The following is a 16103-nucleotide window of genomic DNA, read 5'->3' as shown; positions in this document are numbered from 1 at the left end:
TGACCATCGTCAACGACTACCTCGAGCGCGCGGCGGACGAGCTGGTAGGATTGCTCGGTTCGCCCGTACTCGCAACCCGGAACTAGTTTTTCTTAGCTGGTTTTCCGGGCCGCGCTTCAAGAATCAGAGGATTTGTCACGTGGCTGGAACTGTCGCGAACCCCGAAGGCATCACCAACCCGCCGATCGACGAGCTGCTCGACCGCACCTCGTCCAAGTACGCGCTGGTCATCTTCGCCGCCAAGCGTGCCCGCCAGATCAACGCCTACTACAGCCAGCTCGGCGAGGGCCTGCTGGAGTATGTCGGGCCGCTGGTCGAGACGACGCCGCAGGAGAAGCCGCTGTCGATCGCCATGCGCGAGATCAACGACGGCGTGCTGACCTGCACCGACATCGACCCCGAGGCCGAGGCAGAAGCCGCCGCGGCTGCGGAGAAGTCCGAGTAACAGCACACCGACCGGGAACGGAGTCCGATGTCCGCAACCGGTGACCTGACCCCCGGTGGCCCGAGCGCCCCGGGGGCTTCCGTCGTACCCAGACACAAGCCGAACGTCGTGCTCGGCGTCGGCGGCGGGATCGCGGCGTACAAGGTCTGCGACCTGCTCCGGCGGCTGACCGAGTCCGGGCACAGCGTCCGGGTGGTGCCGACGGCGGCCGCGCTGGAGTTCGTCGGCGCGGCGACCTGGGCGGCGCTGTCCGGGCAGCCGGTGACGGCGGACCCGTTCGACGACGTACAGGAAGTGCCGCACGTGCGGATCGGCAAGGCCGCGGAGCTCGTCGTCGTGGCGCCCGCGACCGCGAACCTGATCGCCAAGGCCGCCCACGGGCTCGCCGACGACCTGCTCACGAACACGCTGCTCACCGCGCGCTGCCCGATCCTGTTCGCGGCCGCGATGCACACCGAGATGTGGGAACACCCGGCCACCCAGGCGAACGTCGCGGTCCTGCGGTCCCGCGGCATCACCGTGCTCGACCCGGCGGTCGGCCGGCTGACCGGCGCCGACACCGGGCGCGGCCGGCTGCCGGAGCCGTCGGAGATCTTCGCGATCAGCCAGCTGATGCTCGCCGACGAAGCCGCGCGGGCCGCGGGTCAGTCGGTGGCGGATCTGACCGGGAAGCACGTACTGATCAGCGCCGGTGGGACCCGGGAGCACCTGGATCCGGTGCGGTACCTCGGCAACTCGTCGTCCGGCAAGCAGGGGTACGCGCTGGCCCGGATCGCCGCCGCCCGCGGTGCGAAGGTGACACTGGTCGCCGCCAACTCCGAGCTGCCCGACCCGGCCGGCGTCCAAGTGGTGCCGGTGGTGTCCGCGCAGGACCTGTACGACGAGATCACCGGCCGGGCCGCCGACGCGGACGCGATCGTGATGGCCGCCGCGGTCGCGGACTTCCGCCCCGCCGCCGTCGTCGAACACAAGATCAAGAAGACCGCCGACGGCGCCGTACCGGCGGTCGACCTGGTGCAGAACCCGGACATCCTGCACACGATCTCCCACGACCGGGCCCGCCCCGACCAGATCATCGTCGGCTTCGCCGCGGAGACCGGCGACGCCGACCACACGGTCCTGGAACTCGGCCGCGCCAAACTCGAACGCAAGGGCTGCGACCTCTTGGTCGTCAACGACGTCTCCGGCGGCAAGGTCTTCGGCAGCGACCTCAACGAAGCGGTCATCCTGGACCGCACCGGCACCGCCCTCCCCGTCCCCTCCGGCTCGAAAGACGCCCTCTCCGGCGTCATCTGGAACCTAGTAGCCACCCACTGGGCATAAGAGGACAGAAGCTGTCCTCTTTCCGTCCTAGGGTCGGGGTGTGGAGATCTCCTGGGGTGCGGTTGTGGCGCGGCGGATGCGGCGGCAGGGGCTGGTGGCGCCGGCTGGTACGCCGGTTGACGCCGTACGGGCGATGTGTGGGGCACACGCGCAGATCGCGGCGGCGGGGGAGACGTCCGTGGCGCTCCGGCTGGACGGGGCGGACCGGGCGACGGTGCAGCGTAACGAAGGGCTGGTGAAGACCTTCGGGCCGCGGGGGACCGTGCATCTGTTACCGCTCGACGACCTGCCGATGTGGACCGGGGCGCTGTCCGCGCTCCCCGGGAACGGGCAGCAACCCGAGCCGATCCGGATGACGCCGGACGAGCTCGACCAGGTCGTCGCCGCGATCGGCGAGGCGCTGGCCCACGACGACCTGACCGTCGACGAGCTGACCGAGGAGGTCGTACGGCGGACCGGCGAATGGGCGCGTACCCCGACCATCCCCGCGTTCCAGGGTGCCTGGGCCCGCTGGCGGCAGGCGGTGTACCTCGCCGCGCACGCCGGCGTCCTCTGCCACGGTCCGCTCCGCGGCCGGCTCACGACGTACTCGAACCCGCACCGCCTCCGCCCGTTCGACCCGATGCCCGCGGAGAAGGCGATGACCGAGCTCCTGCACCGGTACCTCTACTCCTACGGCCCCGCCACCCCGCAGCAGTTCGCCCGCTGGCTCAAGACCACGCCGGCCACGGTCAGGCCGTACTTCGAGGGCCTGCCGCAGGCGACCCTCGCAGACCAAACCGTTTGGTATGCCCCAGGCGACGACGACTTCCCCGACGACCGCGCCGACGGCGTACGGTTGCTGCCGTACTTCGACGCGTACGGCGTCGGCAGCTACCCGAGGGAGCTGCTCTTCCCCGGCAAGGCGTTCGAACGCGCGACCGCCCGCGGCCAGGCCGGGAACTACCCGCTGCTGCTGGTCGACGGCATCGTCGCGGGTGTCTGGCACCAGAAGAAGTCCGGCCGGACACTGCACGTGACCGTCGAGGCACTCACCCCGCTGAATCGTCGCCGCCGCAGGCTGCTGGACGCGGAGGTGGACCGGTTGGGTGCGATCCTCGGTGCTGCTCCCTTGCTCACACTCGGCGACGTGACGGTCGGCCCGCACGCGTGAAACCGGGCCACCCGTCCAGAATGTGATCGCTGGTCTTGCATACCGGACGAATTCGGAGCGTCGCCGGGATCGCGGGGGAAACTGCTGGCATACTTCCCAGATGCATCGCCAACCGCCGGTGCAGTGGGGGGATCGCACGGCCGTGCCCAGCAGCCGGGCGGCACACGAGGAATTCGAGGGAGAACTGTGGCGAGGCGCCTTTTCACGTCAGAGTCCGTGACCGAGGGTCACCCGGACAAGATTGCCGACCAGATCAGCGACTCCATCCTCGACGCGCTGCTGGCCGAGGACCCGAAGAGCCGGGTCGCGGTCGAGACCCTGATCACCACGGGTCTGGTCGTCGTCGCGGGTGAGGTCACCACGACCGCGTACGTCGACATCCCGGGGATCGTGCGGTCGCGCATTCTCGAGATCGGCTACGACTCGTCCCTGAAGGGCTTCGACGGCGCGTCCTGTGGGGTGCAGGTCGCGATCGGGAGCCAGTCGCCGGACATCGCCCAGGGCGTCGACACGGCGTACGAGACGCGGTCGGACTCGTCGCAGGACGCGCTGGACCTGCAGGGTGCGGGCGACCAGGGGCTGATGTTCGGCTACGCGTCCAACGAGACGCCGGAGCTGATGCCGCTGCCGATCACGATCGCGCACCGGCTGTCCGAGCAGCTCGCCGAGGTCCGCAAGAACGGCACGCTGGCCTACCTGCGCCCGGACGGCAAGACCCAGGTCACCATCGAGTACGACGGCGACAAGGCGGTCCGGATCGACACCGTGGTCGTGTCCAGCCAGCACGCGGCGGACATCAACCTGGACACGATGCTGACGCCGGACATCAAGAAGCACGTCGTCGACCCGGTGCTCGAGCAGTTCGACATCGACGCGACCGGCTACAAGCTGCTGGTGAACCCGACCGGCCGGTTCGAGATCGGCGGCCCGATGGGCGACGCCGGGCTGACCGGGCGGAAGATCATCATCGACACGTACGGCGGGATGGCCCGGCACGGCGGCGGCGCGTTCTCCGGCAAGGACCCGTCGAAGGTGGACCGCTCGGCGGCGTACGCGATGCGCTGGGTGGCGAAGAACATCGTCGCGGCCGGGCTCGCGGACCGGGTCGAGTGCCAGGTCGCGTACGCGATCGGCAAGGCCGCGCCGGTCGGGTTCTACGTGGACACGTTCGGTACCGAGAAGGTCGAGGTCGGCAAGATCACCACGGCGGTCCGCGAGGTCTTCGACCTGCGCCCGGCGGCGATCATCCGGGACCTGGAGCTGCTCCGCCCGATCTACGCCCAGACCGCCCGGAACGGCCACTTCGGCCGCACCGGCGAGGACTTCACCTGGGAGCGGACGGACCGCGTCGAGGCCCTCAAGGCCGCGATCAACAAGTAGTACTTCCGCACGGCCCGGCTGCCTGCTCGGCGGCCGGGCCGTTGCTTGTCCACAGGCCGAGGTCAGCCTCCGACACGGTGTCGTCCCGGCCGACTACAGTTTCCCGGTGACATCGAACGGAGATTCGCCGGAGCAGCTCACGCTGCTGCGCGACACCGTTCGCAAGTCGCGGACCAAGGAACCGGCTCCGATCACCACGACGTTGCCGGTGGCGCGGATCGCGGTGGATGTCTCCTTGCCGCATCTGGACCGGCCGTTCGACTACCTGGTCCCGGAGGACATGGCGGCGGCCGCGCAGCCCGGTGCGCGGGTGAAGGTCCGGTTCGCCGGCAAGGACCTGGACGGGTTCGTGCTGGAGCGGCTGGAGACCTCGGACCACGACGGCAAGCTGGTCCGGCTCCGCAAGGTGGTCTCGGCCGAACGCGTGCTGACCCCGGAGATCGCGGACCTGTGCCGGGCGGTCGCCGATCGGTACGCCGGGGTGCTCGCGGACGTCACGCGGCTCGCGGTCCCGCCCCGGCACGCGAAGGTGGAGGGCGAGCCGCTGTGCTGCGACCAGCCGCCGCGCCCGCCGGCGTCGACGTCCCGCTCGGAGTGGTCGCCGTACCCTGCTGGTTTTCTCGACGCGATCGCGCGGTCGGAGGCGCCGCGCGCGGTCTGGACCGCCGTACCAGGTGCTGATTGGCCGGTGGCGTTCGCGCAGGCGGCGGCTGTGTGTGCGGCGTCGGGTCGTGGTGCGTTGTTGCTGGCGCCGGATGCGCGGGACCTTGAGCGGTTGGCGGCCGCCTGCGCGGCGGTGCTCGGCGAGCACGGGTTCGTCACGCTGTCGGCGGATCTCGGGCCGACGGCTCGTTATCGCGCGTTCCTGTCCGCACTGCACGGCAGGGCCCGGGTGGTGATCGGGACGCGCGCGGCGGCGTTCGCCCCGGTCGCGGATCTGGGGCTGGTGGCGATGTGGGACGACGGCGACGAGTCGTACGCCGAGCCGCGCGCGCCGTACCCGCATGCCCGGGAAGTCCTGCTGCTGCGGGCGTTCCGGCAGCAGTGCGCGGCATTGCTCGGCGGGTTCGCGCGGTCCGCGGAGGCGGCGGCGCTGCTGGAGTCCGGGTTCGCGCACGAGCTGATCGCGGACCGGAAGCTGATCCGCGCGGCGGCGCCGTCGGTGCACATCGCGGGGGAGTCGGACATCGACCTGGCGCGGGATCCGTCGGCCCGGGCGGCGCGGTTGCCGCACCGGGCGTTCGAGATCGCGCGGGAAGGGCTGCGGTCCGGGCCGGTGCTGGTCCAGGTGCCGCGGGCCGGGTACCTGCCGAGCCTGGTGTGCCAGACGTGCCGGGCCCCGTCGCGGTGCGCGACCTGTGGCGGCACGTTGCGCCGTACCGGGGGATCGGGGCCGGCGAGTTGCAGCGTGTGCGGCCGGCCGGCCGCGGACCACCGGTGCCCGGAGTGCGGTGACACGCGGATGCGCGCCGCGATCATCGGTGCCCGTCGTACGGCGGAGGAGCTCGGGCGGGCGTTCCCGGGAGTCGTCGTGCGTACGTCGGGTGGCGACAACGTGCTCGACCTCGTGTCGGATGCGCCCGCGTTGATCGTCAGCACGCCAGGAGCCGAGCCGGTCGCCGAGGGCGGGTATGCCGCGGCGCTGCTGCTCGACACCTGGCTGTTGTTGTCCCGCACCGACCTGCGGGCCGCCGAGGAGGCCGTACGCCGCTGGTTCAACGCGGCCGCGTTGGTCCGGGCGGGGGCTCCCGTGATCCTGGTCGGGGACCCGTCCGCCCTGCCGCTGCAGGCGATCGTCCGCTGGAGCCCGGAAGGGTACGCCCTCCGCGAGATCGAGGAACGCCGTACCGCCCGCCTCGCCCCGGCGGCCAAGCTCGCCGAACTCACCGGCCCGCCGGAGGCTGTGAACGACCTGATCACCCGCCTCCGCGACCTGATCCCGCCGTCCGCCGGCCTGGAGGTCCTGGGCCCGGTGGACGTCGACGACGAAACCGCGCGCGCCGTGGTCCGCACCCCTCGCGCCCACGGCGCCACGCTGGTCCGTTCCCTCAAAGAAGCCCAAGCGGCCCGCACCACCAAGAAAAACCCCGGCACGGTCCGCCTCCAGGTAGACCCACCCAACTTCGGTTAGCGGCGGAACGCCCGCCGGGTCGCCGCCGCGGTGGTTGTGAAGTACTCGGCCGGCTCGAGGAACCACCATTCGTTGAACGGCACGCCGTTGGTGAGGTCGCGCCGGTAGCCGAAACACACCAGGTAGAGCGGCCTGATGTACATCACGCCTTCGAGCCGGTCGAGCTCCTCGTCGGTCAGCTCGACGTGCTTGCGGTACGCCGCGACGACCGCCTCGACGCGTTCCTCGTTGGTGCTTCGCGTGGGAGCCCAGTTCCCAGTGCCCCACAGCAGGTACGCGAGGTCGGACAGCCGCGGACCACGCCCGGACGCCTTCCAGTTGATTGCCACCGGCCCGTTCTTGCCGACGACCGCGTGACTGGGAGCATGCAGCAGGTTCCCGTGCAGCAGGCTCTCGGGCAGACCGTCCCCGTCGTCTGCGGACCGCACCTGGTCGAGGAGCTGCTCGAACCGCTCGCGATCGGCCGCTGCGACCTTCGTGTCCACCGCGTCGAGAAACGCCAAGCCGGCGAGAAGGTCCTGCCGTGGTGTCCCCATTCGGCGGGGGTCCTCACCACTCGCCCCACCAGGCCGGCTGACCGACTCGTCGAACGGCAACGCGTGCAGCCGTCCGAGCAGATCGGCCATGATCGCGTAATCCTCGGTGCCGCCCGGGAGCGGGGTGCTGTCGACGAACTCGGTGACGAGGACCGCGCTGCCGTCGAAGTCGGACACCGCGTCGTCGACGGCGAGCCGTTCGGCGGGATAGTCGTGCTGCTCGAGAAAGCGCAGTACGGCGGCATCGCCCTCGACGCCGGACCGCGGCCGCGCCGGCGGGAACGCCCTCGCGATCCACGGGGGACCGTCGTTCCGGTCGATGTGGAACACGTAGGTCTTGTGCACGCTGAGCTTCGTCGCCGCGACCGCGTCGATTCCGTAGCGGTCCCGGAGATGGGCGACCAGCCGGTCGGCGTCCGGCTCGTGGTAGATGCGGTCGCTCAGACCCTCGAGATCGGTCAGGGCCTCGGTGTACCGCTGGCCGGTTTCCCCGGCGTGCCGCCGTACGACCTTCTTGAAATTGCCGTCCTTCGTCATGACAAGCCTCCTCGTCGACACCGTCGTCCCCCAGCGACGTGGTGTACGGAGTTGGCCTGCTGGCATCGACGACCGAGAGGGCTGATTCCCCTTCGCCCGCTGGAACCCCGACTGGGGCGGATGTCCCACGGCTCGGCGACCGGTCGGCGCCGTCCGCCAATCTGGCCGATCGCCGCGGCGCTTGTCAAGCAGTCGTTGCCAGCGACGTCGAGGCGGAGAGCAGTTGGCTGCCGAGGGACGTGCGGTGGTACAGGACGGTCCGGCCGTCGCGGCGGGAGGCGACCACGCCCGCGTTCCGGAGGATGCCGAGGTGGACGCTCAACGTCGGCGCCGACACACCGAGCTGGTGGGCCAGGTGGGTCGTGGACATCGGCAGGTCGAGGTGGCTGACGATAGCGGCGCGCGTCCGGCCGACCAGGTCCGCGAGCGGGGAGTCGGTGATGTCCTGGCGGTCCTCCCACAGGCGGCCGAGGCCTCTCGGCGGATACGTGATGGTCGGGACGTGCGGTGCGGCGGTGACTGCCAGGCCGGCGGGCCAGGTGAAGACGCAGGGGACCAGCAGGACGCCCTGTCCGGTCATCGGTTCGCCGTCGCAGCAGTACGGGCGGTCGATCTCGATCCGGTCGCTGCGGTAGTGGATCGACGGGTGCAGGTTGCGGAACAGGCGTTCCAGGCCGCCGCTCGCCAGTTCGTCGAGGCGGAACGCGAGGTCTTCCTGGAGCAGCGCGCGCATCCGGCGCCAGTCCGGCTCGATCGCGCGGCGCCAGTACGACTCGAGGGCCGAGGTGATGCGCTCCAGGCCGGCGGCCGGGTGGGCGATCAGCTCGGGCAGCAGCGGGTGGGGCGTGTCGGTGTGGAGTCTGCGGAGCTCGTCCACCACGAGGTCGTGGGGCGTGGCGGCGATCGCGGCCAGGCCCGACTCGAAGCTCGTCGACCGCCGCGGCGGCGCGGGCGTGAGGAAGTCGGGGACGTAGCCGGCCGGCGGGATAAGGGCCTTGAGCAACGTCAGGTCGTCGCCCTCGATGGTGGGCCGGACCTTCTGCAGCCACGGGCCGTGCACGCTGCGCGCGGTGTTGTTGCTCAGCGCCCGGACACTCGTCATGGCCTCCCACAGCGGCGACAGCGCGAACCGGATCCGCCCGACGTCCGCGGCGTTCAGCCTGATCGTGATCACCGGCCAAGATTAGCCCTGAGACTAATCATCGACAACGCCCCGGACGACCCCGGACAGTTGGACCATGAACGCAATCGCCGTCGGCGACTCCCGGTCCACCGCCCTGCCGCGGGCGTTCTGGGCGCTGTGGGTGTGCCAGCTGGTCAACCGGCTCGGCAGCTTCGTGCAACCGTTCCTCGTCCTGTACCTCACCCACGATCGGCACCTGTCCGCCGGTACGGCGGGAGCCGTCGCGGCCGCGGTCGGCGCCGGCACCGTGACCGCCCAGCTCGCCGGCGGGTTCCTCGCCGACCGCGTCGGACGCCGGCTGACGATGCTGATCTGCTTCTTCGGTACCGCTGCCGCTCTGATCCTGCTCGGCTCGGCCCGCGAGATGGCGCTGATCTGGGTGAGCGCGTTCCTCGTCGGCCTGCTCGGTGACCTGTTCCGCCCGGCCGTCCAGGCGACCGTCGCGGACCTGCTCGACCCGACCGAACGGGTCCGCGCGTACGGCCTGCTGTTCTGGGCGATCAACCTCGGCTTCTCGGTCTCCACCGTCAGTGCGGGCGTCCTCGCCTCGGTCGGGTACGGCCTGCTGTTCTGGCTGAACGCCGGTACGTCGGTGATCGCCGGCGCGGTGATCTGGGCGCTGGTACCGGAGAGCCGCCCGGTCCTCGACGGGAGTACGCCGCGCCGACCGGTGCTCGGCGTCGCGCTTCGGGACACCGTGTTTCTGTTCATGATCCTGATCCAGATCGGCTACGCGACGATCTACATGCAGGGGTACTCGACGCTGCCGCTGGCGATGTCGGACGACGGCCTGAGCTCGAAGACGTACGGGCTGGTCATCGCGCTGAACGGCGTCGTGATCGTGCTGGTGCAGCCGTTCCTCGGGCGCTGGATGGTGAAGCTCGATCGCCCGAAGCTGCTGGCCGCCTCGATGCTGGTCGTCGGTCTCGGCTTCGGCGTCGGCGCCGTCGTGCACAACTGGTGGGGGTACGTGCTGTCGGTCGTGGTGTGGACGCTCGGCGAGATCGGGTTCGCGGCGGTGATCGGCGCGGTGTTCGCCGACCTGGCCCCGGTCGACCTGCGCGGGCGGTACATGGGCCTGTCCGGGATGGCGTTCGGCGTCGGCACGGTGGTCGGCCCGCTGGCCGGTACGAACGCGCTCGAGCACCTCGGCCCGACCGTCACCTGGCTCGGCTGCGCCGTCCTCGGTGTCGCGATCTTCATCGGCCAGTACTCGCTGGCACCCGCTCTGCACGCCCGCGCCGCGGCGAACGCGGCGACCGCATGAGATGCGCGGTCCCGACCGTCAGTACGACGACCGCGACCGCCAGCCACAGCGGCCGGTCGACCGTGGCCGGGTGCCGCAGGAACACCGTGCCGAACGCGGCGACACCGAGCGTCCCGCCGAACTGCTGTACCGCGTTCAGCAGACCCGCTGCCGACCCGGTCTCGTGCGGCTCGACCCTGTGCAGCGCCTCCGCGAAGAACGCCGTCGTGAACAGCCCGGCCCCGACACCACCGACAGCCAACGCAGGCAGCAGCACGTACGGCGCCGCCGCCAGCCCCACCAGCAGTACGCCGAGACCGACGTACATCAGGCGGGAACGGAAGCGCGCGACCAGCCACTGACCGGCGGCCAGCGACGCGACCCCGGAGGCGGCGGACCACGGAAGCAGCACGAGGCTGGAGTGCATCACGGTGTGATGCAGCGTGAGTTGCTGATGCAGTACGACGACCAGCGTCGTGCCGCTCATCACCGCGAAGAACAACGTGGAGGTGAGCAGGGCAGGGGCGAAACCGCGATGCGCGAACAGGCTCAACTCGATCAGTCGTGCCTCGCGGCGTTGCTGGAGTACGCATACGCCGAGGATCACGACGCCGACCGGGAGCAGGAACCAGTCGCGTGACTGCAGGACCGGGTACACGAGGAACGCCGTACCCGCGGTCAGCAGCACTGTTCCGAGGGCGTCGAGCCGCGGCGGACGGGGAGACGTGGATTCCGGGAGCAGGTGCGACAACGCGAGCACTGCAAGGCCGAGCGGTACGTTGACCAGGAAGACCGCCCGCCACGAACTGGCCTCGGTGATCACGCCGCCGAGCAGCGGACCGGAGATGCCGGCCAGGCCCATCACCGGGCCGATCGTGCCGAGCGCTTTCGGCAGCGCGGCGCCCGTGAAGCCGGTCTTGATCAGCCCGATGGTCTGCGGAATCACCAACGCGGCGGCCGCGCCCTGGATCGCGCGCAAGCCGATCAGTAACCATGCCGTCGACGCGAGCGCGCAGGCGGTCGACGTGAGTACGAAGACAGCCACTCCGATCCGGAAGCAGCGCCGCCTGCCGAAGCGGTCGCCGAGGCGGCCACCGGTGATCAGCAACGCCGCGAACGGCAACGTGTACGCCGCGCTGAACCACTGGATGTCCGCGGTCCGGCCGCCGAGGTCGGTGTGGATCACCGGCGCCGCGACCTGGACGATCGTCGCGTCGAGGAGATTCATCGCCTCGGCGACCAGCAGGGCGATCAGCCCGATCCATCGATTCTTCATACCGCCACGATCGGCGCCCGTTGCTCAACCTTCCACGTTGTGGTCTTGATTTGCGGGAATCTTCCATTCATCGAGCTTCGGGGCGATGATCGTCACCATGGTGGATGCGATCGACCGGGCCTTGATCCACGCGCTGCAGATCGACGGCCGGGCGCCGTACAGCAGGATCGGGGAGGTGCTCGGGGTCTCGACGCAGACCGTCGCGCGCCGGTTCAACCGGTTGCGGGCCGAGGCCGGGCTGCGGGTTGTCGGTTTGCCTGACCCGGAGCTGGCGGGTCACTCGCAATGGCTGCTCCGACTCACGTCGACACCGCAGGTCGCGCAGGATCTCGCCGGCGCACTGGCGCGCCGCCCGGACACGAGTTGGGTCAAGCTCGCGTCCGGCGGTACCGAGATCGTGGCGACCGTCGACAGCACACCGCCCGACGGGAACTCCCTGCTGCTGAACGACATCCCGCGGACCAGCGGCATCACCTCGGTCTCGGCGCACCTGCTCCTGCATCGGTACGTCGGCGGCCCGGCCGCATGGCGTGGTCGCGCCAAGAGCCTGACCGCCGCCCAACAGGCCGCCCTCGCACGAACAACCGATGCCGGCCAGGCCGCCGCCGACTCCCGCCCTTCAGGCCGGCCGGGCGACGGTACCTCGGCCCGGCTGGACGCCGGCGACGGGCAGCTTCTGACGGCGATCGGCGAGGACGGGCGCGCGACGCACGCGGACCTGGCTGCGCGGACCGGGTGGTCGACGGCGACCGTCGCGCGGCGGCTGGACGAACTGCTGCGCAGCGGCGCGATCTTCCTCGACACCGACGTGGATCCGGTGGCGCTCGGCTTCACCACCAGCGCGATGCTCTGGCTGTCCGTCCCGCCCGCCCACCTCGACGCGGTCGGGCGCGCGCTCGCCGAACACGACGAGCTGGCCTTCGTCGCCGCCACCACCGGCCGCACCAACCTCGTCACACAGGCGATCTGCGCCGGCCCGGACGCGCTGCACGAGTACCTGACCGAACGCCTCGGCGCGATCGCGCACATCACCGCGATCGAGACCGCCCCGATCCTCCGCACCGTGAAAGCCGCGGCGCCGTTCGCACTAGGGTGGCGGGTATGAGTGAGCGGACGGTCGACGTGGTCGTGTTCGACATCGGTGGGGTGCTGCTGGACTGGAGTCCGACGTACCTGTACGCCGACCTGATCCCGGACGAGGAGGAGCGGACGCACTTCCTCACGAAGATCGCGACACCGGCCTGGAACCACAAACAGGACGAGGGCCGGCCGTGGGCGGAGGCGGTCGCGGAGCTGACGAGTCTGCACCCGGAGCACGCCGAGTGGATCGAGGCGTACGACACCGGCTGGCTGCGGATGGTGAAGGGCGTGTTCGAGGACACGGCCGCCGTCCTCACGCAACTCCAGGACGCCGGCGTACCGACGTACGCGCTGACCAACTTCTCCGGCGAGAAGTGGGAGCTGGCGAAGGACGCGTTCCCGATCCTCACGCACTTCGACGGCGAGGTGGTGTCCGGCGTCGAGCAGACCGTGAAGCCGGACGAGAAGATCTACCGGATCCTGATCGAGCGGTTCGGGCTGGACCCGGCGCGGACCTTCTACACCGACGACCTGGCGTACAACGTCGACGGCGCGCGGGCGGTCGGCCTGGACGCCGAGCTGTTCACCGGCGCCGCCGACCTCCGCGCCCAGCTCCGTGACCGCGGCCTCGCACTACAGTAAGGAAGTGACTTCCGAAGACCGCTCGCCCGCGATCGGCGACGTGGACCGTGACGCGGCCGTCGAGCGTGTCCAGGCGGCGTACACCGGCGGCTACCTCACGCACGAGGAGATGGAGCAGCAGCTCGAGCGGGTGCTGTCCGCGCGGACGGCGCTGGACCTCGAGGTCGCCGTCGCCGCGCTCCCGGCCGTGCAGGCGGGCAGTACGTCGACGATCAACGCGGCGTCCGGCCGGATCGTCCGGCGCGGCGTCTGGCGGCTACCGCGGTACCTGAAGGTCGTGTCGATGTACGGGCGGGTGCGGCTCGACCTGTCGCGGGCCGAGTTCGAGGACGGCGCGGTCGACATCGACCTGAACGTCATGCACGGTGGCGTCAAGATCACGCTGCCGCGCAACGCGGTCGTCGACTTCGACGGGGTGCACACGGAGTGGAAGGACAGCCGGTACAAGCCCGCACGCAACTCGACCGGCGACGGCCCGCGCGTCCGGCTCACCGGCGTGATCGGATTCGGCCGGCTGAAGATCCGGCACGCGCGGCGCTAGAGCTCCGCCGAGATGGTTTCCGTGTACGTCGGGGTGCTCGCGAGGTGCGCGGCCTCGACGTAGATCGTGCTGTCCTGGCAGGTCATCGGGGTCAGCGCGACGCCCGGCTTACCGGCGTACATGGTCTGGGGTTTGTCGAGACCGGGGCGCCAGCGGTTGATCCGGTACGTGTCCGCGCCGGTGCTCGTGACCGTCCGCGTCTCCCAGAGGATCCAGTTGCCACAGGCAAGGATCGTGTCGGTGACGATGGTGCCCAGTGAACGGGCGGGGGAGTCGGCCTCGCGGACGTACGCCTTGCTCTGGTACTGATCCGGGTCGGAGGCGCCGACCTCGGACCACACCGTCGCGCCGTGCAGCGTGGCGCCGCTCCACTGGATGCAGTTCGTTGCCGCAGGCACCGGTACGGCGGTGCCGCCGGTCACCGGTGCGGTCAGTACGCGCTTGCAGCGGCGGGCCGACTCCGGCGCGATGATCTCGCTGAACGTCACGGTGTCGGCTGACACCACCGGGTCGGCGACGTACCCGGGCGCCGCGACGCACGTCACGGTGCGGGACTTCAGCGTCGCGAGGTCGGCGACGATCAGGCAGGAGCGGTTCTTCGCGTCGGTGGAGCTGTACGCGAACGTACCGTCGTACGCGCCGATCTCCGGCTCGGACACCGGCGGGATCGCCGGCGTCGTCGCCTTGCCGGTGCTGAGGTCGTAGCGCAGCACCTTGATCTGCGGGTCCGGGCCGTCGGAGCGGATGTCCTCGATCAGCGCCCAGTGGTCGTCGATCACGACGGGGGACTGGGCGACGAAGCCGGTCGCGGGGGCGTGCCGGACCACGACCTTCTTGGTGGTGCGGTCGGCGATCGTCGTCGTACCGGCCTCGTCGCTGCCCCGGGTGACGACGTACCTGCGCTGCTGGGTGACGAGGTGCTGACCGTCGACCGGTTGCCGTAGGACGTTCGCCCAGGTGGGGATCGCCGTACTCACGTCCGTCGGTTTGGAAGCAGTAGGCGAGGGAGTTGGTGTTGGGGTCGTTTCCGGCTTGGTGCTCGAGCAGCCGGCGAGGAGCAGGACGATGGTGCCTACGGCAACGGTACGACGACGCATCTACAGCCCGATGTTCTGGAACGAGTTGGCCAGGGTGGCGTTGAACAGGGCGCTCGCGGGGATGTTCCTCGGGCCGTCGGTGACATTGCCGCGGCTGTTGAAGCGGTGCTCGTTGAACACCTCGAAGATCGCGATCGTGCCGTTCTTCTGGTCGTAGCCGCGGCCGACCTGGTAGTGCCCGCTGTGGTTGAAGGCGAGGTACGGGAAGTACCGCTTGAGCAGCTGGACGTGCTCGATCACCGGAGCCTTGTAGACGCCGAGATGCTTCTGGTGCACCTGGAAGAAGGTCTGCGCGTTCCAGCTGGAGACGCTTTGCACGACGTAAGTGCCCGCCGCCTTCGGCCAACCCGTTTTCAGGTTGGTCTGCTGCACCATCGCCGAGATCGCCGTACCGCCGGTGGTCGACCCGAGATCCTTCGCCCAGGACGCCTGGGTGTCCTTCTGGTGGTCATCCGCCCAGTCGATCGACTGGAAGGTGGCCGGGCCGCACCAGTACCCCTTCTCCTGAGAGGTCTGATACCCCTTCATGATGTACGCCGAAGCCGGCACGGCAACCGGCGCCGCCGGGGTTGTCGGGGTCGCCGGGGTCGCCGGGGTCGCCGGGGTCGCCGGGGTGGTAGGGGTTGCCGGGGTGGTCGGCTGCGGACCGGTGGTGGGGTTCGGGTTCCGGTGTGGGGCGTTGGCCTCGGCCAGTTCGCGGAGTTCGCGGGCCTTTTCGCGGCCGTTCCAGGCGGCTTGCATCTCGTCGAGTTCGGCGGTGACGCGCTGGCTCTTCGGGAGCGCGGCGCGCTGGGCGACGAAGGCGGCCGGGGTCAGATCACCGGTGGGGATGTCCTGCTCGGCACCCACCTCGCTCGCGGCGCGCTGACTCGGCTGCGCCATCAGCGCATGCCGCTGCGCGCCGGTCGGCAGCTGATCCACGAAGCCGAGCCCGAGGCAGTAGTTCTCGGTGTCGAGCTTGAAACACCGCAGCATCGACGCCGCCTGCGCGGACGTGTCCGCGGACCGCAACTGAACGTCCCCGGGCGACGTCTCGGTGACCTCCTTCACCACCTCACTCCACGACCGGGCCGCCGGCGGCTCATCAGCACTCGGCGACCCGCCGGGAGAGGTGGTCGGGGTCGCCGATGGCTCCCCGGCCGAGCCGACACTGGACCCGCCCGTCGGTTCCCCGCCCGGAGCGACGCTCGGGTCGGCGGTCGGTTCTCCGCCCGGAGTGGCGCTCGGGTCGGTGGCAGTGGGCTCGGTAGTGGGCGCCGTACTGGGTGCTGTGGTCTGCGACGCGGTAGGTGCAGCGCCGGGTGGTGTGGACCGGTAGTGCGGGTCTTGGGGCTGGTAGGCCTGGGCGGTGAGGGGTGCCTGGGCGAGCAGTGCACCCAGGAGGACCAGAGCTGCCCCCCGTGCTGCTGTGAGCATTGGGTCTCCCGAGCGGCGTGTGACGGCAGTGACTGTAGGTACGCCTGGGACCACAGTACGTGCTTGTGGCAACAAACGGGAGGGGCCTCCCGCCGGGAATCTCCGCCGCGGGCCAAC

General features: G+C 70.4%; 14 protein-coding genes. 9 read left to right on the top strand and 5 right to left on the bottom strand.

Going from position 1 to position 16103, the window contains the following annotated elements; translation table 11 throughout:
* The first annotated feature begins 139 nt into the window (after nt 1–139).
* The 5 genes from rpoZ (at nt 140) to VFF46_RS02905 (ending at nt 6432) form a co-directional block, all read left to right on the top strand.
* Nucleotides 140–445, top strand: coding sequence for a DNA-directed RNA polymerase subunit omega (gene rpoZ, locus VFF46_RS02925; protein ID WP_325035426.1), 306 nt, complete (start codon nt 140–142; stop codon nt 443–445).
* A 27-nt stretch (nt 446–472) separates the two neighbouring features.
* A complete protein-coding gene (gene coaBC, locus VFF46_RS02920; protein WP_325035425.1) occupies nt 473–1768 on the top strand; it encodes a bifunctional phosphopantothenoylcysteine decarboxylase/phosphopantothenate--cysteine ligase CoaBC in 1296 nt (431 codons plus the stop codon).
* 40 nt (nt 1769–1808) lie between these two features.
* Nucleotides 1809–2921 (top strand): winged helix DNA-binding domain-containing protein, encoded by a 1113-nt coding sequence (locus VFF46_RS02915; RefSeq protein WP_325035424.1) that lies wholly within the window; start codon nt 1809–1811, stop codon nt 2919–2921.
* Between the two features lie 186 nt (nt 2922–3107).
* Nucleotides 3108–4301: a methionine adenosyltransferase gene (gene metK / locus VFF46_RS02910; protein WP_325035423.1), complete on the top strand. Its 1194-nt coding sequence runs from the start codon at nt 3108–3110 to the stop codon at nt 4299–4301.
* Between the two features lie 106 nt (nt 4302–4407).
* Nucleotides 4408–6432, top strand: a complete 2025-nt coding sequence (locus VFF46_RS02905; protein WP_325035422.1) for a primosomal protein N' — start codon at nt 4408–4410, stop codon at nt 6430–6432.
* Here the strand turns inward: VFF46_RS02905 and VFF46_RS02900 are convergent.
* Together VFF46_RS02900 and VFF46_RS02895 are read right to left on the bottom strand one after the other, a co-directional pair.
* Entirely contained in the window at nt 6429–7505 is a 1077-nt protein-coding gene (locus VFF46_RS02900) for a phosphotransferase enzyme family protein (protein ID WP_325035421.1), read from the bottom strand. The genes VFF46_RS02905 and VFF46_RS02900 overlap by 4 nt on opposite strands.
* 184 nt (nt 7506–7689) lie before the next feature.
* Nucleotides 7690–8679 carry a winged helix-turn-helix domain-containing protein gene (locus tag VFF46_RS02895; RefSeq protein ID WP_325035420.1) on the bottom strand — a complete coding sequence of 330 codons (990 nt, stop codon included), beginning with the start codon at nt 8677–8679 and terminating at the stop codon, nt 7690–7692.
* A 64-nt stretch (nt 8680–8743) separates the two neighbouring features.
* On the opposite strand from VFF46_RS02895, the gene VFF46_RS02890 reads away from it, so the two are divergent.
* Nucleotides 8744–9955 carry an MFS transporter gene (locus VFF46_RS02890; RefSeq protein WP_325035419.1) on the top strand — a complete coding sequence of 404 codons (1212 nt, stop codon included), beginning with the start codon at nt 8744–8746 and terminating at the stop codon, nt 9953–9955.
* Here VFF46_RS02890 and VFF46_RS02885 read toward each other — a convergent pair.
* Nucleotides 9888–11210 carry an MFS transporter gene (locus VFF46_RS02885; protein WP_325035418.1) on the bottom strand — a complete coding sequence of 441 codons (1323 nt, stop codon included), beginning with the start codon at nt 11208–11210 and terminating at the stop codon, nt 9888–9890. The two genes, VFF46_RS02890 and VFF46_RS02885, sit on opposite strands and share 68 nt — an antisense overlap.
* 85 nt (nt 11211–11295) lie before the next feature.
* Here VFF46_RS02885 and VFF46_RS02880 point away from each other — a divergent pair, with 85 nt between their 5' ends.
* The 3 genes from VFF46_RS02880 to VFF46_RS02870 are packed head-to-tail and all read left to right on the top strand — an operon-like array spanning nt 11296 to nt 13473.
* Nucleotides 11296–12315, top strand: coding sequence for an Lrp/AsnC family transcriptional regulator (locus VFF46_RS02880; RefSeq protein WP_325035417.1), 1020 nt, complete (start codon nt 11296–11298; stop codon nt 12313–12315).
* A complete protein-coding gene (locus VFF46_RS02875; RefSeq protein ID WP_325035416.1) occupies nt 12312–12932 on the top strand; it encodes an HAD family phosphatase in 621 nt (206 codons plus the stop codon). Before VFF46_RS02880 ends, VFF46_RS02875 begins: the two co-directional genes overlap by 4 nt.
* Nucleotides 12933–12936: 4 nt before the next feature.
* Complete coding sequence (locus tag VFF46_RS02870) at nt 12937–13473, top strand: DUF1707 domain-containing protein (protein ID WP_325035415.1); 537 nt, start codon at nt 12937–12939, stop codon at nt 13471–13473.
* Here VFF46_RS02870 and VFF46_RS02865 read toward each other — a convergent pair.
* Nucleotides 13470–14570: a hypothetical protein gene (locus VFF46_RS02865; protein WP_325035414.1), complete on the bottom strand. Its 1101-nt coding sequence runs from the start codon at nt 14568–14570 to the stop codon at nt 13470–13472. The two genes, VFF46_RS02870 and VFF46_RS02865, sit on opposite strands and share 4 nt — an antisense overlap.
* Complete coding sequence (locus VFF46_RS02860; RefSeq protein WP_325035413.1) at nt 14571–15620, bottom strand: C39 family peptidase; 1050 nt, start codon at nt 15618–15620, stop codon at nt 14571–14573.
* Nucleotides 15621–16103 lie beyond the last annotated feature (483 nt).

The sequence above is a fragment of the Kribbella sp. genome (genome assembly GCF_035655035.1).
In the GTDB taxonomy this organism is placed as follows: Bacteria; Actinomycetota; Actinomycetes; order Propionibacteriales; family Kribbellaceae; genus Kribbella.
The sequence above is the reverse complement of the archived record's forward strand: the minus strand, read 5'-3'. Positions and strand labels throughout refer to the sequence as shown.